Source organism: Leptospira selangorensis, from assembly GCF_004769405.1.
GTDB lineage: Bacteria > Spirochaetota > Leptospiria > Leptospirales > Leptospiraceae > Leptospira_B > Leptospira_B selangorensis.
The window spans coordinates 20,483-40,192 of the sequence record NZ_RQES01000024.1; the positions used below are offsets into that span (position 1 = coordinate 20,483).

At 38.4% G+C, this 19,710-nt stretch carries 20 protein-coding genes; 7 read left to right on the plus strand and 13 right to left on the minus strand.

The window, feature by feature from the left end; genetic code table 11:
* Window positions 1-7 precede the first annotated feature (7 nt).
* A complete protein-coding gene (locus EHO58_RS18040; protein ID WP_008597036.1) occupies window positions 8-319 on the minus strand; it encodes a putative quinol monooxygenase in 312 nt (103 codons plus the stop codon).
* 82 nt (window positions 320-401) lie between these two features.
* Between EHO58_RS18040 and EHO58_RS18045 the strand changes: the two genes are divergently transcribed.
* Window positions 402-1,319 (plus strand): NAD(P)H-dependent flavin oxidoreductase, encoded by a 918-nt coding sequence (locus EHO58_RS18045; protein WP_135627409.1) that lies wholly within the window; start codon window positions 402-404, stop codon window positions 1,317-1,319.
* Window positions 1,320-1,365: 46 nt separating this feature from the next.
* On the opposite strand, the gene EHO58_RS18050 is transcribed toward EHO58_RS18045, so the two are convergent.
* The 6 genes from EHO58_RS18050 to EHO58_RS18075 all read right to left on the minus strand — a co-directional run bounded on the left by EHO58_RS18050 (window position 1,366) and on the right by EHO58_RS18075 (window position 7,681).
* Window positions 1,366-1,647, minus strand: coding sequence for a hypothetical protein (locus EHO58_RS18050; protein WP_135680845.1), 282 nt, complete (start codon window positions 1,645-1,647; stop codon window positions 1,366-1,368).
* A 154-nt stretch (window positions 1,648-1,801) separates the two neighbouring features.
* Window positions 1,802-2,440 (minus strand): MXAN_6521/LA_1396 family lipoprotein, encoded by a 639-nt coding sequence (locus EHO58_RS18055; protein ID WP_135680846.1) that lies wholly within the window; start codon window positions 2,438-2,440, stop codon window positions 1,802-1,804.
* On the minus strand, window positions 2,437-5,352 hold the full coding sequence (locus tag EHO58_RS18060) for an MMPL family transporter (RefSeq protein ID WP_135680847.1): 2,916 nt from the start codon (window positions 5,350-5,352) through the stop codon (window positions 2,437-2,439). The genes EHO58_RS18055 and EHO58_RS18060 overlap by 4 nt, the downstream gene beginning before the upstream one ends.
* On the minus strand, window positions 5,352-5,936 hold the full coding sequence (locus tag EHO58_RS18065) for an ABC transporter substrate-binding protein (RefSeq protein WP_135680848.1): 585 nt from the start codon (window positions 5,934-5,936) through the stop codon (window positions 5,352-5,354). Before EHO58_RS18065 ends, EHO58_RS18060 begins: the two co-directional genes overlap by 1 nt.
* Window positions 5,937-6,056: 120 nt before the next feature.
* The gene (locus EHO58_RS18070) at window positions 6,057-6,869 is read right to left on the minus strand and encodes a hypothetical protein (protein ID WP_135680849.1); all 813 of its coding nucleotides are present in this window, start codon (window positions 6,867-6,869) and stop codon (window positions 6,057-6,059) included.
* 179 nt (window positions 6,870-7,048) lie between these two features.
* Window positions 7,049-7,681, minus strand: a complete 633-nt coding sequence (locus EHO58_RS18075) for a TIGR04282 family arsenosugar biosynthesis glycosyltransferase (RefSeq protein WP_135680850.1) — start codon at window positions 7,679-7,681, stop codon at window positions 7,049-7,051.
* A gap of 264 nt (window positions 7,682-7,945) precedes the next feature.
* On the opposite strand from EHO58_RS18075, the gene EHO58_RS18080 reads away from it, so the two are divergent.
* The 3 genes from EHO58_RS18080 to EHO58_RS18090 all read left to right on the plus strand — a co-directional run bounded on the left by EHO58_RS18080 (window position 7,946) and on the right by EHO58_RS18090 (window position 9,971).
* Window positions 7,946-8,131: a hypothetical protein gene (locus tag EHO58_RS18080; protein WP_135680851.1), complete on the plus strand. Its 186-nt coding sequence runs from the start codon at window positions 7,946-7,948 to the stop codon at window positions 8,129-8,131.
* Complete coding sequence (locus tag EHO58_RS18085; RefSeq protein ID WP_135680852.1) at window positions 8,128-9,342, plus strand: LIC_12337 family protein; 1,215 nt, start codon at window positions 8,128-8,130, stop codon at window positions 9,340-9,342. Before EHO58_RS18080 ends, EHO58_RS18085 begins: the two co-directional genes overlap by 4 nt.
* Before the next feature lie 137 nt (window positions 9,343-9,479).
* Window positions 9,480-9,971, plus strand: a complete 492-nt coding sequence (locus EHO58_RS18090) for an SRPBCC family protein (protein WP_135680853.1) — start codon at window positions 9,480-9,482, stop codon at window positions 9,969-9,971.
* 5 nt (window positions 9,972-9,976) lie between these two features.
* Here the strand turns inward: EHO58_RS18090 and EHO58_RS18095 are convergent, their stop codons facing one another.
* Together EHO58_RS18095 and EHO58_RS18100 are read right to left on the minus strand one after the other, a co-directional pair.
* Window positions 9,977-10,747 carry a phytanoyl-CoA dioxygenase family protein gene (locus EHO58_RS18095; RefSeq protein WP_135680854.1) on the minus strand — a complete coding sequence of 257 codons (771 nt, stop codon included), beginning with the start codon at window positions 10,745-10,747 and terminating at the stop codon, window positions 9,977-9,979.
* Between the two features lie 63 nt (window positions 10,748-10,810).
* Window positions 10,811-12,145 carry a sterol desaturase family protein gene (locus EHO58_RS18100; RefSeq protein WP_135680855.1) on the minus strand — a complete coding sequence of 445 codons (1,335 nt, stop codon included), beginning with the start codon at window positions 12,143-12,145 and terminating at the stop codon, window positions 10,811-10,813.
* Between the two features lie 168 nt (window positions 12,146-12,313).
* Here EHO58_RS18100 and EHO58_RS18105 point away from each other — a divergent pair, with 168 nt between their 5' ends.
* The 3 genes from EHO58_RS18105 to EHO58_RS18115 all read left to right on the plus strand — a co-directional run bounded on the left by EHO58_RS18105 (window position 12,314) and on the right by EHO58_RS18115 (window position 15,035).
* A complete protein-coding gene (locus tag EHO58_RS18105; protein ID WP_135680856.1) occupies window positions 12,314-13,375 on the plus strand; it encodes a saccharopine dehydrogenase family protein in 1,062 nt (353 codons plus the stop codon).
* Between the two features lie 78 nt (window positions 13,376-13,453).
* Window positions 13,454-14,128 carry a hypothetical protein gene (locus EHO58_RS18110; RefSeq protein ID WP_244241228.1) on the plus strand — a complete coding sequence of 225 codons (675 nt, stop codon included), beginning with the start codon at window positions 13,454-13,456 and terminating at the stop codon, window positions 14,126-14,128.
* A gap of 1 nt (window position 14,129) precedes the next feature.
* The gene (locus EHO58_RS18115; protein WP_208728861.1) at window positions 14,130-15,035 is read left to right on the plus strand and encodes a hypothetical protein; all 906 of its coding nucleotides are present in this window, start codon (window positions 14,130-14,132) and stop codon (window positions 15,033-15,035) included.
* Window positions 15,036-15,079: 44 nt separating this feature from the next.
* Here EHO58_RS18115 and EHO58_RS18120 read toward each other — a convergent pair whose 3' ends face one another.
* The 4 genes from EHO58_RS18120 to EHO58_RS18135 all read right to left on the minus strand — a co-directional run bounded on the left by EHO58_RS18120 (window position 15,080) and on the right by EHO58_RS18135 (window position 19,526).
* Window positions 15,080-15,592, minus strand: a complete 513-nt coding sequence (locus EHO58_RS18120; RefSeq protein ID WP_135680857.1) for a hypothetical protein — start codon at window positions 15,590-15,592, stop codon at window positions 15,080-15,082.
* Window positions 15,593-15,606: 14 nt separating this feature from the next.
* Window positions 15,607-16,008: a hypothetical protein gene (locus EHO58_RS18125; RefSeq protein ID WP_135680858.1), complete on the minus strand. Its 402-nt coding sequence runs from the start codon at window positions 16,006-16,008 to the stop codon at window positions 15,607-15,609.
* A 188-nt stretch (window positions 16,009-16,196) separates the two neighbouring features.
* Window positions 16,197-18,314: a hypothetical protein gene (locus EHO58_RS18130; protein WP_135680859.1), complete on the minus strand. Its 2,118-nt coding sequence runs from the start codon at window positions 18,312-18,314 to the stop codon at window positions 16,197-16,199.
* A 210-nt stretch (window positions 18,315-18,524) separates the two neighbouring features.
* Window positions 18,525-19,526, minus strand: a complete 1,002-nt coding sequence (locus tag EHO58_RS18135) for a nucleoid-associated protein (protein ID WP_135680860.1) — start codon at window positions 19,524-19,526, stop codon at window positions 18,525-18,527.
* Window positions 19,527-19,710 lie beyond the last annotated feature (184 nt).

Sequence of the window (19,710 nt, forward strand, 5' to 3'; positions counted from 1 at the left end):
ATTCTAATTATTTTTTCCAATCTTCAGGCTTTGGAGACACTGGTTTATAATAAACAGTAGTAGTTCCTTGGGAGAACATCTCAGGCACGGTCCTTCTCCAATTCACGAAATGAGGGGTTTCCAGATGAGACTTACGTTTGGATTCGCTTTCGTAAGCTTCTATGATCAAAAATCTGCCTTCGTCTCCATCGTTTTGAAGCAAATCGAATCTAAGAACACCGTTCTCTTTGAGAGATTCTTTGGATAGTTCACTGCTAATTTCCTGAAATTCTTGGATCCTTTCCGGAAGTATTTTGTAAGAAGAGACTGTAACGATCATAGTCCCCAGTTTCAATATCCGATTTTCTTCTGCCAGAAAAAAAAGATAGATGGAATCCGATTAGAATGAAAGCTTTCCTCTTATGAAAATAAAAACTCCCGTAACGGAGATGCTTGGAATCGATCTGCCCATTATCGGGGCTCCCATGTTTCTCGTTTCATACCCTGATCTAGTTGTTGCAGTTTCCGAAGCCGGAGGCCTTGGAACATTCCCCTCTCAGAACTACCGGACCATAGAAGAATTAAGAAGAGGTTTGGAAGATATCCGATCCAGGACTAAAAAACCGATCGGCGTTAACTTAATTTTACATAAAGCTCATAACCCTAACTGGGCAAAACACTTAGAAATACTTTTAGAATTCAAAGTAGAGTTGATCATCACTAGCTTAGGAAGTCCTCGTTCTATTATCAATGAGGCAAAATCAGTGGGCACAAAAGTTTTCTGCGACGTAACTACATTAAGACATGCGAATTTAGTTGCTAAGTCTGGAGCGGACGCTTTGGTCGCAGTTGCTCAAGGTGCCGGTGGACATGCCGGAAATATTTCTCCTTTCAGTTTATTCCCTTATCTGAAAAAAGAGATCGGTCTTCCTGTTCTTGCAGCCGGTGCGATCAGTGGTGGAGCACAAATGGCCGCTGCAATGTCTTTAGGAGCAGATGCAGTTTATATCGGAACAAGATTAATCGCTACCAAAGAGGCTGCTGCTTCTCAAGAATATAAAGAGATGATCGTTGAGTCCGCGCCGGAAGAGATCGTTTATACCGAAAAAATTTCAGGAATCCCTGCAAACTGGTTAAAACGTTCCGTAGAAAAAGCGGGAGATAATTTCCATAACGAAGGTAGTACGGATATCGACCAGGAATTCAAACGTTGGAGAGATATTTGGTCTGCAGGTCACGGAGTGGCTCAGATCGATTCCATTATTCCTGCGGGAGATGTTATAAAAGGAATGGCTGCGGAGTACGCTGATATCGTAAATAAGCTGCCTAAACTAGTTTGATATTTTAGAATATTCTAAACCCCCGGTTCCGGGGGTTTTTTGTAACTTATTTCTTATCTGAAAAGCTTACAGGAATTAGGTGGAATACACCGAATACAAAAACCTGAGCTGCATCTGCGATTTTAAATCCGCCTCTATCTCCTGCACGAAAGGTATAGATCCCAACTTCCAAAACGTGGATACCTAAGATCACCCAACCTAGAGTGAGAACGATTCCGTCTAAACTTGGATGTAAATTTGTGAGTTGTACGATTCCACTCAATACTCCCAACCATAAAAGCCAAAATGCGGCAGTGGAAGCCTTGGATATATTATTTACTAAATTCATTCTTTTCCTCTCGAAAAATCGATTCCGAGTATAGCAATCGATACAGAGGATTTGGTCAAGAAGAAGTTTATCTCACGCATAGACGCAAAGTCGCGGAGTTTGGGTTTCAGTATTTAAAAGACTCTGTGTCTTCGCGCCTCTATTAGCTCTGCGGCTAAGAACCGGATTCTACTTCTATCTTTTCGTCTTGTTCCGATTCGTTTAAGACCGGGCTTGCGATCTTATCCAAAAGAGACTTTAGGATATCGTAATATGGAAGCACTTTAGGTCCGACTGATTTTCCGAATTTGTTCTCGTAACTTGTCCTAAGTGTAGCCTCTTCATCTCCTCCCATAAAGTAAGAAGAAGAAGCATTTCCTTCCCAAAGAATCTCTTTCGTATCACATTTTTGGATCTGCGCTTGGATAGAAATTTTGATCCCATCTGAAGAAGGTCCGAATGTTGCTGGGCTTAACCAAACTAAAAAGGATGGTGTGGATCCTTTCAGAATTTCTTCCAATTTAAGAGTGAGAACTCCTTGGGATTTCCCCACAGGAGATTTGCAGTTTTGGTTTTTGCTCGAAGGGTCGGGATAAACTATAAATTCCTTATGATGGGCAAGTTCTTGTTCCGCCATGGATTTTACGAGTGTCGCCTCTACTTGATTCACTTTGGAACTGGAATCGATTGCTACAGTTAATCTTTTAAATCTGTCCAGAGAGGATTCGAAATTGGGCGCGATCCTGATCTGTTTTACCGCACAATTTGTAAATGAAGTAGAAATTAAAAATAGAAGTATTAGTTTAGATCTCATTTTTTCTTTCCAGTCTTCTTTTTAGGAGCTGCCTTTTTTTTGACGGCTTTTTTGGCCTTTGGTTTTGGAGAAGTTTCTTCTATTACAAATTTGGAAACTGGTTCAGGAGCTTCTTCATCCTCGGGGCCTAAGCCTAAAGGTACTGCTTCGTCTTCTTCTTGTTTGCGACTTCTGTATGCTAACTCCAAAATCGCAGGGAGTAGGGTAAGGGCGATCAACAAACAAGCCGCAATACCGATAGTTGCTATTTTCCCGATAGAATGTAGGCCTCTTTGGTTTGCAAGAAGTAACGCGCTCCATCCTACTAAAGTGGTCAATGTGGATGCGATTACCGCAGGGCCGACCATAGCCATTGCTTTTACTATATCATGATCTTCTCTAAATCTATAATAGATATAGATACCGTTCTGTATTCCGTATCCTATGATGACCGGGAATACTAAAACATTCATAAAATTTAATTTAAGATCTATTATTGCCATAACTCCTACGGTTACCAATAGCCCCAATAAAAGTGGGATCAAGGAAAGTAGTGCAGGCAAAAACGCTCGATAGAATAGTATCAGAACTATGATCACAAGGCCCAAAGTGATAAAGAATGCGGCAACTCCTTCTCTTTTTACGATCATGATGAGCTGTGCAAAGAGCATCAAACTTCCTGCAGTATCCGTTTGGAATGTGTAAGATCTTGCTTGGGCAATATCCTTATAAGGCCTATGCTCCAAGATCGTATCTACCGTCCCTGGGAGGATTTTTATGGAGAGAAGTTTTTCTTTAGAGTAAGTATTCAGTGCGTTTAATAGAATTTTATTTTCCGCAGCAGAATAATTTTCTTTAACCGGATCTATTTCGGATTCTTTTTGAGTTCCTGTGGAATATAGGATCGCATTTAGGGTCCTTCTGGAAATTTTAGGAACTTCTAATCTACCGATTGCAGCAAAGAACTCTAATAATTTTCCTCCATGCCATAAGGCTACCTTAGGATACAGGAATAATAGATGTCCTTTTTCTTTGGAACTTGCAACTTCCTTGAACTGAGAGGAAAAATAATCCGGAACCGCTGTGTAATCGTAAGGTTTAATGGATAAGAATAATTTTGCCTTAGGCAGATATTTTCTCTGCTCTGGTTTTAAGAAGGAAGCTTTTACCGGCTTCATATCTTTCGCAAGTTGATCTAAAACTTTACGGTTTTCTAATTGTTGAGAATAAGGAGGAACAAAGTTCCAAAGAGAAACGACTTGGTCCACGGAACCGGCAATCGATTCAGGAACCGGATTCAAATAATCGAATACTGCTTCGGATTCTTCTAAACTTTTTACTACGATTGCTTGAGGATCCGAAGAAATATCAAAACGATCCGCAATCTCGTCGTATAAGTTTACGGATTCCAAATTTTCAACCAATAGGTTTCTTCCGTTTACGTCGAATTGGACCTTTGGAGCGAATACCCCAAAGAGCAGTACAAGAACTAAGACGCTTGCAGATAGAATTCCTGGTCTAGAATAAAATTTTCTTAATAAACCGGAAGGTGTTTGTTGTTCCTCGTTTAATAGGAAAGCTTTAGAAAGGGAAGGGAACCATTTCAAAAGAAGAGCTATCTGTAATGCAGTTACACCATACATTGCAATTGCGATCAGAATGATTCCGTAAGTTGCGATAATTCCGAACTCGCTGAATCCTCTAAATTCAGAGAAAGATAGAACTACGAATGCGGAAGTAGTAGTTAATGCTGAACTAAAAGAAGCAATTCCTGTATGATAGATCGTATCCTTGATGGCTCTTACGATATCTTGTTTTTTGGTGAATTCTTCCCTGAATCTATATAAAAATTGGATCCCATAGTCTATACCGAGACCCATTAGAATGGAGCCGATAATACTTGTGATACTATTCAATTGTCCTATGACGAGCCCGGTTAAACCGAATGTCATGAGTAGTCCACTGAGTAGAGAGAACAGTAGGATGATTATAAAAAGTGGATTACGGAAAAATAATAAAAGTAGAAGTCCTATTCCTAAAAAAGAGGCAATTCCGATCGGCTTTAATGCTTTGACCAAGGTTTCATAATCGTCTTGGTTAAGCTTATAAGCTCCGGTGTAACCTGCGTAAATTCCGTCTTCTTCTATCCCTAAACTTTTTACTATACCTTGGACTTTCGTGTCTATTTTTTCCAAGAACTCAATGTCCACAAAAGAGCCGGTCGGTTTGATCAGGACGATAAGCATTCCTTTTTCAGGAGAAATATTATATTCGTCGAATATATCTCTTTTGGCGAGTTTTTGGTATTTGGAAATAATATCCGTGAAGTCGGGATTATATTCTTCGTTAGTAAGTTTGATGAAGAATGGATTTGCTTTTTCTATTTCATCATCTATCTTACGTTTTACTCTTTTTCGGATCTCTTTTAGATCTTCCGTTTTTAAGAATAAAGGAAGTCTATCCTGTAAAAAGGAAACATTATATCTATAAGAAACATAACGAACTAATTCTTTGTCTTTTAAAACTTCCGTAGCAAGTTTGTCGGAGGCCTTCTTGAGTGCGATCTCTCTAGCTTTATAATAAGCGATATTCTTACGTTTTGCTTCGTCGGCTAATTCTAATTCTTTCTTTTGGGTTTCAGGATCACCGTTACGTTTGGCTTGGAATGCCTTAGTAAGATGTTCCGTCATTCCCTTGTCATCTTGGAATTTGAGAGCTACAGTGTAGAATCCACTACCGCCGATCATTTCAATCACGCGTTTTGTTTGAACAACGGATGGGTTATCGGAAGGAAGAAGTTGTAGGTTATCGCTGTTAATGGAAAGTCTGGTGGCTAAAAGCGCGGAGATCACCAGGAAGATAAATAGGATTGCGGAAGAAGCGGCCGGTTTGGTTAACACCAACTCGGTCGCTTTAGAAAGAAGTTTTCTCATCAGTTCTTAGCTGCTTTTTGTATTAGGGAGATTGTCCCCTTGATTCCGTTTTTCTTAATAGACGGCTCTATGTTTTTAGTGCGGTTGATCTCTGTAGCGAGTTTACCTTCTGTTTCGAAATCGCTGATGTACCAAGCTCCATCTGATTCGGAAAGTATCCAAGCAAACTTGATCTGATCGGAACCCTTATAAAGAATAGAAGAACCGATCCTGGCTTGTTTACCATTTACGCTAGGTTTATCGTAAGTGATGTCGATTTTATCAAAATATTTGAATGCGATTGGAAATGCTTTGTTTATAATATATTCGGAGATCGCTTCTTCGAATTCTTTTCTTTCCGCAGCGGAAATTTTATGATCTCCAATGAGTTTTTCGGAGAATTTTCCCACATGGATCAAAGCTATGGCCTTGTCGTTTTTCTTATAACGGATAAAGCCGATCAATTTTTTAACGGCGGATAACGTCTGCTCTTCTGCCGAAACTTCGGGAGAAGTGGTTTGGGTTTCGTTGGTAGTTTGGGAATCCTGGGCGAAAAGAAAACCCGAGGAAAGTAAACAAAACAATAAAATTTGAAATAGTTTCACAGATATTACCTAAGGAAGGATCGATCCGGAAATTTTACAATCAGGTAAAAACAGACTGCATACTGGCCGGACAAATTTACAGTAATGTACGGGGAAGGCTTAAGTCAACGGAAATTAGACTTAATTCGGGCGTAGAAAATCATAGGCTTGGCTTCCACAAGAAAATGATAAAGCTTTCGGTGTTAGGCAAGTTAAGATAAGAGGATGTTTCGCCTTGTACTGCTCCACTAAAATTTGAACGGTATGTTCCTTTGCCAGGTCTGCAGCCCAATCATGATAACTGATCGGTATCCCTGGATGAACAGTTTTGAGACTTCTATGACTGTCGGCGCCATCCTTGTTCAGACATGCATGGGTTGCAAAGGTATAATTACCATGTAGACCTTCTTCTGCATCGAAACAATTTCCAACTTCTTCCGTATGTTCTAAGATCGGAAGAAGATTAAAATAACCTGTTTGGATCTCTTTCATACTTAAAAAAATCCAAGGATGTTCAATCGGAGCGAGAATGCTCACCATAGGATAATTCTCCGCCCAATTCGAATGAGAATAAAAATCCTGAGCGATATGTAGAGCCATTCCTAATTTCATTAGCCCGGTAAGATGATTTGTTTCTCTGTAAGAATCATCCTTTAAGGTCCTGAAACGATCCGCACATCCCAGAATATTATCATTATCGCAATGATATGCGTCATTATTCATGAAGGCTGCATCCGCTCTCAGATTACCTTGGACGATCAACTCCATACAGTCGATTTTCAGATCCCAACCGGTTTTATCAGCAAATTCGAGAAACGCTTCTTTTGTGACACTCGTATGAGTATGTGGGCCCTTCTTCCCGAAAGCTCTTAAAGGAGAAAGGGAAGCCAGAAAATAAACGAAAAATACAAACACCAAAAATTTAAGAAAAATAAAGTTAGTTTTACTGCTCATATATGTAATCAAGCAATTACATATATGAGACCCGGAATTTTTCCTAAGTAATCAAATAATTACATAATGAAGAAGAAAAAATGATATTCTTCTTCGGACATGAGTCGAGACCGAAGTTTATAGACTATATTCTATTTTTATAATATTAAGGGGATGCGGTGTTTCGTGTGACTTGAGGATCAGGAGCCGTTCTTTTTCCAGTCCAGGATCCCTTTGGATTCGAAATATTCCAAATCTTGGACATCATCTAAATCGGATAATACGGGAAGAAGTCCTACTTGTTTTCTGGCCCATTGTAGTTTTTCCAAACTTCTGGCAAAAACGGTTTCAGTGCTCCATTCTATTCCATGAAAAAGTTCAGGAGTGTCCGACTTGAGTCCTACCAGATAATAACCCCCGTCTTTCGCAGGCCCTAAGACCACATCCTTATGATCCAAAATATGAAATGCTTCTTTCAGATGTAGCAGGTCCAACTCAGGACAATCACTTCCGATTAATATCGCAGGGCCGGAACCGTTCTGGAAACAATACAAGAATGCGTTTCTCATCTTCTCTCCTAGATCCTTTCCTTCTTGTTTGCGAATGAGTAATGGAGAATGTCCCCAACTTCCAAGATCGGATGGATTCGGAAGATATGAATCGAACCAAAGTACCTTAGGAACATCTAAGTCTTTGCAGGCATCTCTGGTTTTCTCGACCAGTGCCTGATATACTTCCAGTGCAGCTTCTTCTCCTACGTCCTTGGCTAAACGTGTCTTCACTTTTCCCGGGACTGGATTTTTCAGAAATATATTCAAGATTGGACCTTTCATTTTTGTCTCCGGGATGTTATGATCTTAAGGCATCTATTCCTTGGGGGACGTTTTTTCCAAGGATTTAGCGAAATAAAGCTATCTTTTGATACGATGGATTAATATTTAGAACAAGCTCTTTAATTTCAAAGCAATATGAAAAAAATAAAGTCCCAATTGTTCATTATTCTATAAGAGCCTGTCCCAAAAGGTCCAGGCTCTTGAAGCCCGAGATTGATACTTGTCCATAACCTAAGTTTTGGGACGGACTATAAGGAGATACTTATGATCTTAAATCTAAAAAGAGGAATCCTACTTATTAGCTTAGGGATCATCCTGACTGGGTTAGTCGGGACTGCCTGTTCACCGGGAGGAAAGGATCCATTCATTCCTCTATTCAACCTAGGTTACCAATTGGAAAAAAGTAAAACGGGATTTTTTATCATCGTTCCAAAAGGAATTGCACAGTGAAGCATGTATTTAAAAAGATTGGGCTGATCTTAGTTATATTTTTCGGGTTAAGCATAGGCTTTCGTTCCGATCGAGGACGAACTAGCAGCTTTCCTATATCATTAAAATTTAAACTTCTTCAAGAACCGCTGCATGCAACTGCAGACGACTGGGGATTTGTTCGTCAATCCGCCACTTGGGCGAGAGGGAATTCCCTCTTTATGGATGATATCATAGCCGGTATCCAAGCAAATCAACTGCTTACCGCTCTTGCCCATACTCAAATTGTGTCGGCAACTAATATTCCGATGGGTGATGAGGGCGGAGTTTTTGATATTAAATTACGTTTGAAAGATAATACGAGCCCTGCTCCTTTTACTGTCCTTTCCTCTTCGGTTTTTGCCTCACCAAAAGATTTTGATAATTGTTTTCAGCTGAAAGTAGCAGGAACAAACACTATAGCGCTTCAATTTTTCTGGGATAATGATCCAAGAGATCCCAATCAAGACGGAGCTATCTTGTTTTATAATTTAAGCCTTCTTGCTCCAAATAAATGGACTGCTACTGCTATAATCGAAAGTTATGTGTATAGTCCGGATACTACAGATCCAAAATACGATCCAAACATTATTCTTGTAGATCAAGGGTTAGTGCAAACTTACTCTTGGGCAGGGCCTTTGGGTACCGACACATTAGCCCAATCAGTAAAGTCAGGAAGAGTAATTTTAGAAGAAATGGATGGAGGCGCAGTATTTTGCTTTAAAACTGTTGTAAGCGTTAACGGAACCGCAGACTTTTCTTCCTTAAGTCCTCTGTTGCCAGCAAATAAAGCTTTCTGTAATACGGGAAATGCGGACGAGTATTATAAGCTGGCGTATAGTCAGGAACTCACAGGTAATTTAGAAGTAATCGCTAAATCGGGTTGGGAAGAAGGAGGAGTTACTTCAGTTGCCCCAGCCGCAGATGATCAGATATGTAGTTACGGATCTATAAATTACGGAATCTTTGATGTGAATGGATTTGTGAAAGATAAGATCGCATTAGTAAGTGTTCCTTCTTACGATCATATTAATGCTACACGAGTTTCCAAATTATACCAAAGGATCGGGACAACCGGAAAATCCGGAAGTGGTGATTTGCAAGGGGTAAAATGGGATGATTTAACGCAAGCGACGATCCAAGGATTGACCTCATCTGTCACTTTTAAAGATCTTTCAGGTTACGGATTTTAATTTATTTTATCGTTTCAATCACTTTCAAAAACCCCCGATTTTCGGGGGTTTTTTATTGCCTAGGGACAATTTATATCTTATCTTACTTTTATAAACTTCGCCTAACTTAATTGAGGGGGCGTGAGAGGATTTGAAAAATGAAACAGGGATCCGATATCAAATTTATTTATACTACATATATAGCAGCGAGTCCTGAAAAAGTTTGGGAGGCATTGACCAGCTCAGAATATTCCCAAAAGTATTGGTTCGGAAGTAAGATTGAAGGGGATTGGAAGGTAGGAGGAGGGTTCCGATTTCTCGACCCTAACGGTGAACTTTTAGTAGTAGGTAAGATCCTAAAATGTGAAAGACCGTTTTTACTTTCTTATACCTGGGAACTTCCTCCAGGTTTTAAATCCTTTCCGCCTGAAATAAAGGCAAGGTTGGAAAAATCAAAAGAGCCGACTCGTGTGACTTATTCTTTAAAACAAATGAAAGATCTTACAAGGCTTACACTTTTACATGAAGATCTTTTGCCGGAAGATTTTATAGAAAATCCGGACACCTTTGTGGGATTGAATAATGGTTGGCCCGCTATTCTTTCCTCACTCAAAAGTTTACTTGAGACTGGAAAGGCACTGCAGTTTTAAAAATTTCAATCTTCTGATTGTTCGAAAATTTCAGGGTTTTCCAATTTGGAAAGAATAGACTCATCCGGAAATTGCCGGAACATTTTTGAATTGGATTTTTTGTCCGGAAAATTCGTATAAAGAATATCTAATGAATGTCTGTTTTGACCGTAGATTCCTCTATGAATCAGATGAGCGGAGAATACTAACAGATCTCCCGGATTCTGAGAAACTAAAACCGAGCCGGGTAGGTCTTCGTAATTTTTATGACCGTTTTTTTCTAAGCGGACATCGTATTCTTCTTCGCTGTCCCATCTTGTATGAGAACCTGGGATAAATTCTAAGCCTGGATCGGAATAGAATGGGATCCTAAAATGGAATACTTTTGTGGACTTCAGGATATTTTTCTGCTCTTCTTCCGGAACTCCTAAGTATTGAAGATCCCTATGCCAATAGTTCCTTTTGTCGGGCGACTTTGGATTAAAGAATAACTGAGTGTTTAGAAAATAAGTCCTTTCTTGTATTATACTTTTTGCAAATTCTACAAGTTTACCTTCTGAAATGAAGCGGAAAAGTGAAAGTCTATCCGAATTGTCCGTGCAGAACTCGGGACTAGTCAAGTAGGCGCTGTTAACGGAGGATTCGTCGGGGAATCTGGTCTTCCATTTTGAATTTGCATCCAGCAGAATTTTCCGGACGTTCTCCAGTTCTTCTGGGCTAAAAAAATTCGGATAAAGAAAATAACCGTTTTCTGTGAGAGATTCGTTTCCGAAGGAAACGGTTTTGTTGGGATCCATATTCGCAAAACTTCTCCGCTAGAAATGATTTATATCCAAGCGGAGAAGTGGAAGATATGCCGATTAAGCGGCTTTGCTACGGATTTCTTTTACCGGATCTATATCCTTCCATTCTGCAAATAAATGTCTCTGAGACAAGAACCATGCGAGAGAAAGTGCTCCGAATCCAGCTGCGATAAATGCAGTCCCTGAGGAAACTCCCAAAAGGAAAGCAGTTCCTACCAAGAAAGCGATGCGGATCGGTTCCAGGTATAATGTCCAACGTTTCAGATCTAAAATACCTCCTACAGTTGTTAAGGAGAATATACTGAAGAAGAAGATCAGATAGAGTAATCCTGTCGGAATAGAATTCACTTTTACGAGCATTGAGAATGTTCCGACCAATGTAAGAACAAACCAGGTTACTGCGTATGCGGTTAAACTTTTAGAAAGAGATACATCATATTTTTTGAATGTTTTCTCATCCACTTCGGGAATAGGATATTGTCCTCCTAATTCCTGAGGTCTCCATCCTGGCATTGCTAAGAATGCTTTTATCTTATCAATAAAACGAGGGCTTTGTTTTGCTTGTTCCCACATTTCTATCCAATAATGAATATTTGCCCATAATGGATTAAAACTGCGGAGAGGTTTGACTGTTCCATAAACAGGAGTTTCTTCTTCTGCTTGGAAAGTTCCGAACCATCTGTCAAAAACGATCAGTGTTCCACCATGGTTTCTGTCGATATATTTAGGATTGATACCGTGGTGAACTCTATGGTGAGAAGGCGTATTGAATATTGCCTCGAACCATTTAGGGAATTTATCTATCGCTTTTGTATGGATCCAGAATTGATAGATCAAATTTAATTGTCCGTTCAGCACCATTACGATAGGAGAAAATCCTAATATTGCCAAAGGAATATAGAAGATCCAAGTGAATAATCCATGAAAGCTTGCCTGACGTAATGCAACAGTGAGATTATATTCTTCACTTTGGTGATGAACCACATGTCCAGCCCAAAGAAAATTAACCTCATGACTCAATCTATGCAACCAATAGTAAGCTAGATCATAAAGTACGAAACAACTGATCCAAACCGCTATTACGATTGTCCAAGCCCAAGTAGAAGCGGAAAGTCCTAATACTTCGGAAGAAGGCATCCAAGAAACTGGTTCACTTGGCCAAGAAGGAAGATTGAATATTCTCCAATTCTCATATACCCAAAGATATGCGAAGAATGTGATCGTCTTAAAAATGATCCCGAAAATTTGACTGGAAATACCAGTACTCAGATCGTTGATGGAATCGTTCAGACGATAAAGTTTTCTTTTATGATACCAGGAGAATGCGAGCTCTAACCCGATCAGCAAAAAGAAGAATGGAATTGCGATTGTGATAAGATTTATTTTTTCCATAATACAAGCCGGTAACCTCTATCATTCCTCGTTGAGTAACTAGGTCAATCCAAAACTAAAGCAGACTCCAAATCGAAAATTCTTTACCTATCAATTGTGTGAAAAAAACTAACTCGTTCGTGGTATGCAGGTTGACTAAATCGGAATCGATGTCGTAGTTCCTACCTTATGGCAGTTTCAAAATGGATGATTTATGGAGCGAACGGTTACACAGGAGAACTCATCGCAAGAAGAGCAGTGTCTCGAGGATTAAAACCTGTACTCGCAGGAAGAAGTAGAGACAAAATAGAAGAGCTCGCAAACGAACTGCGTTTAGAATATAAAATTTTCGACTTAAACAATCCGAACGAGGTCGGTTCGAATATCCAAGGATTCCAACTCGTACTTCATTGCGCAGGACCGTTCATCCAAACTTCTGTGCCAATGGCAAAGGCATGTATTTCTAAAAAGGTCCATTATCTGGATATCACCGGAGAAATTCCAGTGTATGAATCTTTACAATCTTTAGGAGAAGAAGCGGAGAAGGCAGGAGTTCTTCTTTTGCCCGGGGTCGGTTTTGATATTGTTCCAACCGATTGTTTAGCCGCTTCTTTGAAAGAGTCACTTTCTAAACCTAAGTTTTTGGAACTTGCATTTGTGGGATTGAGTGAAGTTTCACCAGGTACTATGAAAAGTGCACTCGCTCAATTGCCTTACGGCTCCAAGATTAGAAGGGACGGTGAGATGGTTGGAGTTCCACATCTGAGTAGATCAAGGGAAGTTGCTGCCGGTGGGAAAACATATAAGGTATATGGAATTCCTTGGGGAGATGTATTTACCGCTTATATTTCTACCGGTATTCCAAATATAGATGTGTATACCGATATTCCTTCGGGACAAGTAAACGCGTTACGCTATTTTAAACCGATCATTTCTTTATTAAAAATTCCTTTTGTATTAAAAGGAGTCCAGGCATTGGTAGGAAAAACGATCAAAGGCCCGGGAGAAAGAACGAGAACCTTAGTCAAAACAACCGTATGGGGAGAAGTTCGATCGGAAGAAGGAAAAAGATCCACCAAAGTTTTAGAATGTAAAGAAGGTTATGAATTCACGGTGGAGTCATCTCTCGCCGCAGTTGCTAAGGTGCTTTCAGGAAAAGGGGGAAAAGGATTTAAGACCCCGAGCCTTGCATTTGGTTCCGAATTCGTTTTAGAAATTCCGGGATCTAAATGGAAAGATATTTCAAATTGAATAGAAGTCTTCATATTTCGATTTAGAATTTATTCTTTACAATCTTCTTCCTACTTTTAGGTTATAAAGCTGCCGATCATGTCTTATTTTCGTTCGTCCGTATTTTCGTTTTTTATAATATTTCTTTCTACTTGCACTTCTATCAAGGTGCATATTCCCAAAACTCTTTCAGGTGCTCACGAGATCCAAGAACATTGGATGGAGGTGAGGTCTGGGGCTCCGGATTACGATTCCAAGGATCCGGATTTCGAGGTCGAATTTCCGGACGAAGATCCTTCTTGTTTTGTATATTATCAGGATGGATTCACTTCTTGGACAGGATGGGGAAAAAATTACGAGAATTTATACGGACCAATTTCCAAACTGATCCGAAAGGAATTGAGCGATCATAAAGAAGAATATCCGGGAAAACATAAAATCATAATCCAAAAGTTCAGATTAGAATCGATAGATTATTGGGCTTACAATCAAGTGAATGTGGAAATGGAGGCTGATATTATTTCTTCCGGAAAAAGTTGGCATTACCAATTCAAAGACGGGATAGAATCCAGCGCCACAGATATGATGGCGGCCATTGCAACGGCTCCTCTTTTACTTGGATGGATCATTCATCTTCCTTACTTAGGACATAGAGGAAATAGAGAAGATCAACTAAACCAAATGGGCAGAGTGGCTCTTTTGGATTTTATGGATGAGATCAAAAAACATTCTATTACTGCTAAGCGGCTCCCGAACAAAAAAGGAAACAAGTAAGATGAAACAGAAAATTCTAATATTCTTACTTGCTTGTTCGACTTTTCAATCCTGTTATTATTCTACTGAAAAAAGATACACTGTTGCCCAGCCGTTTCAACCGAATGATGAAATGTATTTTGATGAGGAAAATCCTCAGTTCGAAGAGGGAAAACCTTATTCAGTTATAGATTTTATAGGAAGTTGGATCTGGATCGAAAGTTTAATCGGAAAAGTGATGATCTGGGACCGAAGGATGCAAAATCACCAGCTATCTTTCGAAACCAAAAAGTATCTGATGGATTATATCCGAGATAATAATCTGAAAGATGTTAAAGTCCGTTTTAATCAGTATTCTCCTGGAAATGATTTCAGAAGACTTTGGGATTCTAAAACGGTAAATCCGATTCTAAAATGGACCATAGGCTTGTTCGCCTACGTGATGAATGATGTACTTTTAGTGGGTCGTATTTTCGGTGGGGACCATTATAATCCATATTCAAATACAATCCATGTGTATTCGGATATTCCTGCAGTCGTAATACATGAAGGCGGACACTCCAAAGACTTTGCTCAAAGAGAATATCGTTCTTTGTATGCGTTAGGATATGCGGTTCCTATACTTGGGGCCTTCTACCCTGAGGCTAGAGCCTCGGATGATGCGATTAGATACTTCAGATATCGTTGTGACAAAACGGAAGAAATGACAGCATATCGCACATTATATCCGGCTTACGGCTCTTATGTGGGGGGCGGGATCTCCGACTTACTTCCAACTTCTCCTTATACAGTTTTATTTACTTACTCACTTATTGCAACCGCGGCCGCCACGGGTCATGTGGTAGGTTATGTTCGACAAAAACAAGTGGAGAAGGAATGGATTCCGAAAGAATGCCAGATCGCGGCAGAGTTAGAGAAGAAGAAGTAGGGGATGGCGCGGAGATTATCATGCAACCGCGCAATCGAAAACTGCTAATACGTTAAATTGAATAATTTTGCACTTTCTAATTTAAAATTTCCCAGAAGCTCTCGCCCGGATTCCTCTAATTCAAAATATAAAACTCCATTATCACCGATTAACTTAAGTTGAAGTGAGTGGGAATTATAAATTAAGCTGAATAAGTCTTTGTCTGCTTTCAATGACATTCGCTCGGTAATTCTACCGGATCTTGCGTAGCCATGATACCTTGTGCTTTTATCCAAAACTAGTAATTCCTTTTCAACTCCGTCTATGAGAATGACCAATCTTTTGCCAATGATTAAGTTTTGACCTTCATAGAGGAAATTAAATTTAAACATATGGTCTTGATCTTTTTTAAGGATCGCTAAATTTAGTTCTGCTCCATCTGTTAAGTTAATATCAACATCCAATTTATTTGACTGAGGGAAATACTCGATTTTATTAATATATTTATTCTGGATTGCTAAACAATTTAGCAATGGAAGGATGAGGAGGATTAGGAGTTTTATTTTGACAGGTTTCATATGTTAGTAACACCCTAGCGATTATATATTGCTAGCCAATCTGCTTGATCATCCGATTTGAACGGTAATTCGTCACCATGATATAATGATGGGAAAGTAAATGCGATTTTTGGTATACATTTTATCAATCCGCTAAATATCCAACCATCGGAAACTTTTACCCAGTTTCCTGAGATTAAATTGTTTCTTATTTCTACCTTAGATATTTCAGACGTATTGTAATCCTCTATGTAAATTAAAGAGGACTGTTCTATTTTGCGAACTATCTTTCCATTTTGACTCGGAATAGATCTGACTAATACATTTGGATAAATAGTAAAACAAGAATCTTTTGTTTCTAAACTTAGAAGATCTTCAGTAAATAAGAATGTTAGGCAAAATAGAAGGAAGAGATTCTTCATTTTTTGAATTTTCATAAGTCTTTTTATCTTATTTCTTGGTGAAAGCCGAGAGCTTTAAGCTCGCTATTAAAGCCTTACATAGTATATCGAATAAAAGCGTATGGCAGACAAATTTTTGGAAACTGGGGGGTTGAGCGCGGGTGGGGAAATCTCAGAGCGACGTGGAGGCTCCGATAGTTTGGCGCAGTAACAACATAGTACATTTAAAGCTTTGATACTACAAAGACGCCAGAAATGAATTTATTTCGCGTGTGAGAATCAATTTGAATTAAACTTGATAAATCATAAGGATTCGGATCGAATAAGGCTTCTTTTGTTAGTAGAAATACAGGAATATTTAATGAAATTGAATTCAATTCCTCGACAAATTTTACTAACTCATTATTATCATCCGATAATAATGAAGCAAAGACAATAAACCGGACTCCCAATTTAGAACTTAGACTAATAAGTTTTTTTGCTTGCTTATAATCAAATATCCTATCAGATTTTATTTCGCAAATGCCTAGATTTTTTCCTAAGAAGACTAATAAGTCAATATCCGTCATTTCTGCGTTGCTGCCATTTTCATATACATTCAATGCAAAACCAAATCTAGAAATATAATACTTTTGTCTTTTAAGAAAGGCAACAACCAATGCTGTTGTAAATTGGCCTTGATCGATCGATACTGCCACCAACTCGTTCAACTTAAATGAATCGGAAACAGGACGACCATCAGAAAAGATTGGCAATTGCACAGGCGACTTGCAGCAATAACAGTTTAAATTATTATTCAACTCGGAGATTAAGAACCAAATATTCCTATTACAAGTAGGGCAGTTGAAATTTCGTCCTCTTAACAAAATACCTTTTTGCCATAATAGTTCTATATATGAACTGAATAGGCTTCTCTCTTCAGCTTTTACATTGCAAATTTCGAACATCCTATCTAGTGTCGCATAAATATCAGAAGTAAGAGTTACAAGCGAATTCAGTGATTCCTGAATTGATGCAATTATATTTTCAGTTTTGCCTACTTCAGCTATATTCCTATATAATTCGGATATCAAACGGCTCAGACGCTTCGGGGTAAGCTTCACTAGCAAATTAAAAGTTTTATAGTTTCGGATTAACTCTAACCCGCTTGAGTCAGCAACAAGTTCTAAGAGCCTTTCAATAATAATTGACTTTTCTGATTTTTTTATAATTAGATCTGGAGTAAATTGCTCTAAAAAAGAGTCCATCTGTGCTGACTCAGTGGGGATATTGATTACAATTTCAATTCCATAATCTCTTTCTGGTTCAAATTGTGTGTGATAAGTCACTAATCCCACTTTAGAGATTCTCGAAAATGATTCCGGGTAAAAATCGGAATGGGTAATAAACAAATTACCCATATTAGAATTAGCAGGATAAATAAAATGAGGAAGCCCTCTAATCTCTAAAGCAATGGCGACATTGTACCCTTTTGCAGAGAATAGTTTTTCGTTTGGGTGAGAAATCGCAAGGCTCAAATCTTCTGTGAAAATAGTTTGGAAACTGAAAAAGTCTTCCCATTCGCTTATGTAATCATCGAAATAATATTTACTAGAGTTTATTATGACCGAATTGTCTAAGTACTCAGAATAATCCAAAATTTCATTATCTCCGACATTTACATAGTGAGTCCAATTATTAAGGATTGATTTATCAGTTTCAATAAATAATTCAGGAATCCACATACATTGATGCATTGGATATAAGGCCCGTGTGTTCCAAAAATAAAGTATCCCTTCAAAATTCGAAAATGAGCCAACGAATAAAGTGCTGTTTTTTTTTCCTGATCTAAAATAAGCCTGTTCGTTGTAATTTATTTCCCAAATGTTAAAGCCTCGCCCATGCGAGCGATAAATAGCGCATGCGTTCAGGAAATTTTGGCTAGGCTGTTTAGCAATCTTCAAAAGGTCTTCAATAGAAGAAATGGAGGACTGATAATAAAGGTTTAAGATCGGAGTTTTTAATTCTTCGTTTGTCGCTATTCCTACATTAATTGAGAAGGAACGAGATAAGTCTGAATTGACCGGATTGCTATTGAAATAGATTGGCCTTGGAGATTGCAATATAGTATGCTTATTTATAAATGGCTCCAGATTATCAAATAAATCTAATGTAGTAGAGATATGATTTAGGTTATATGTAGAGCTATTATCAATAACCTTAAGTTTTAACAATTTTTGGAAACTTGAATTCGAACGTCCAGTAAGGTTAATTGCGATGTCTGGATCAGACGTCTTTATCATTTCCATGGTGTTATTTAACATCAAAGAGTTCTCAGTCAAAATTATATTTTCAATCCCCATAATCTCTCGCGAACACATTTGTATAACCTTCCAAAGCTGTTCGTAATTGTGACTCTCTATAATGAAAATCTTCTTAATCGGTCTGACTTTTGTTGTTACTGAGTAATTTGGCATATTTTGTTGTTATTTCGTCTGACGATCCAAGCGAGGGTTTCGAAGCAATCCCGAAGCGCAGCACGAGAGCAGATAGTTAGACGCTGTGAGAAAAACTCATCTTTCCTTTAATATTTTTGCCTGAATTTTTAAAATTCGGTTTTGGCCTCTCGGTTCAATTGAAGCTAATCTTTTGGTTAGAAGTAATTCTTGAGGAATAGTTACGACTATACCTTCTTCTAATATAAATTTTCGAATGCCTGACTTCTTTTGCATCAAAGGACTAAATTCTTTCTTTATTGGAAATTCCGGAACTTTATTCTTTTGTGCTTCGTTATTAAAATGTTCAAGTAAAGTTGGAGGAACATATTCAGATGCAAAATCTATGAGTTTAATTGTCCTTCGATTGCTAATCAATTCTGCATGCAATCCGGTTAACAAATCTATTGATTCGCCTATCGACAACCTACTTTGGGCAGCAAATTTTCTGACAAAACTAATAAATTGTTTTGTTAATTCCACAGGAGATTCCAAATTCTTTGCTTGGAGAAAGTTAGTTAGCCAAAAAGTTGCAATTTCATCAGAATTAATCTGATCATCCATAGCATAAGATTCTAAAAAGGAATGACCATCAAAAACAAACATGGCAAGCTTAAAGACTTTGGTTTTTTGAGTTAATAGAATATTTTCTAAATCATTCAAATTATATGATTTTCTTTTATCATCAAATTTAGCTTCTGAACCCCTCATTGCTTCTAACTTTAGCAAACAAACATATTCATTTTCATAATCATTCTTTCCCTTAATAATAATTAGAAATCCATCAGATATGTTTTTTCTATTTTGCTTTGAATGCAAAAATTTAGCTATTTCGTGTGAAATTTTTATTATTTGATCAGGCCTTTTCTCACCCTTTAGAAATCTTGCTTTCTCTCCAATAAATCCGGGTTTTCCTCCGATAAATTCAATTGGGGAGAAATTTTTCTTTTCTTGTGCTTCTTCAATCTTCTGTTTCCAGAAATCAGGGTTTATTACTTCAGAAAAACTTTCAGAAAGTTTTATTTCCTGTTTCGAGTCACTCTGTGGAACCCAATGAATTATTACTTTATCAATTAGCATATTTTTTCTTTATGGCGCCTAACGTTACGCATGGGCGCACGTTCGTCAAGCCAGGCGCAACCAATTGCATGTGCGCACATTCGCAAAACCGCCCAGATCCCAAAGCATCGCCGCAATTGCGCCAATCCACAGCCCGAGCTCCCAAAATCCCCTCGCTCTCCCAAAATCCAATTTCCCCCTCTTT

Bases quoted from the DNA above. Each gene is read 5' to 3' on its own strand.
- EHO58_RS18070 (WP_135680849.1), bottom strand. From the start codon at position 6,869: ATGAGCAGTAAAACTAACTTTATTTTTCTTAAATTTTTGGTGTTTGTA.
- EHO58_RS18045 (WP_135627409.1), top strand. From the start codon at position 402: ATGAAAATAAAAACTCCCGTAACGGAGATGCTTGGAATCGATCTGCCC.
- EHO58_RS18115 (WP_208728861.1), top strand. From the start codon at position 14,130: ATGAAACAGAAAATTCTAATATTCTTACTTGCTTGTTCGACTTTTCAA.
- EHO58_RS18105 (WP_135680856.1), top strand. From the start codon at position 12,314: ATGGCAGTTTCAAAATGGATGATTTATGGAGCGAACGGTTACACAGGA.
- EHO58_RS18135 (WP_135680860.1), bottom strand. From the start codon at position 19,526: ATGCTAATTGATAAAGTAATAATTCATTGGGTTCCACAGAGTGACTCG.
- EHO58_RS18120 (WP_135680857.1), bottom strand. From the start codon at position 15,592: ATGAAACCTGTCAAAATAAAACTCCTAATCCTCCTCATCCTTCCATTG.
- EHO58_RS18080 (WP_135680851.1), top strand. From the start codon at position 7,946: ATGATCTTAAATCTAAAAAGAGGAATCCTACTTATTAGCTTAGGGATC.
- EHO58_RS18055 (WP_135680846.1), bottom strand. From the start codon at position 2,440: ATGAGATCTAAACTAATACTTCTATTTTTAATTTCTACTTCATTTACA.
- EHO58_RS18095 (WP_135680854.1), bottom strand. From the start codon at position 10,747: ATGGATCCCAACAAAACCGTTTCCTTCGGAAACGAATCTCTCACAGAA.
- EHO58_RS18050 (WP_135680845.1), bottom strand. From the start codon at position 1,647: ATGAATTTAGTAAATAATATATCCAAGGCTTCCACTGCCGCATTTTGG.
- EHO58_RS18040 (WP_008597036.1), bottom strand. From the start codon at position 319: ATGATCGTTACAGTCTCTTCTTACAAAATACTTCCGGAAAGGATCCAA.
- EHO58_RS18125 (WP_135680858.1), bottom strand. From the start codon at position 16,008: ATGAAAATTCAAAAAATGAAGAATCTCTTCCTTCTATTTTGCCTAACA.
- EHO58_RS18100 (WP_135680855.1), bottom strand. From the start codon at position 12,145: ATGGAAAAAATAAATCTTATCACAATCGCAATTCCATTCTTCTTTTTG.
- EHO58_RS18090 (WP_135680853.1), top strand. From the start codon at position 9,480: ATGAAACAGGGATCCGATATCAAATTTATTTATACTACATATATAGCA.
- EHO58_RS18130 (WP_135680859.1), bottom strand. From the start codon at position 18,314: ATGGGGATTGAAAATATAATTTTGACTGAGAACTCTTTGATGTTAAAT.
- EHO58_RS18075 (WP_135680850.1), bottom strand. From the start codon at position 7,681: ATGAAAGGTCCAATCTTGAATATATTTCTGAAAAATCCAGTCCCGGGA.
- EHO58_RS18060 (WP_135680847.1), bottom strand. From the start codon at position 5,352: ATGAGAAAACTTCTTTCTAAAGCGACCGAGTTGGTGTTAACCAAACCG.
- EHO58_RS18110 (WP_244241228.1), top strand. From the start codon at position 13,454: ATGTCTTATTTTCGTTCGTCCGTATTTTCGTTTTTTATAATATTTCTT.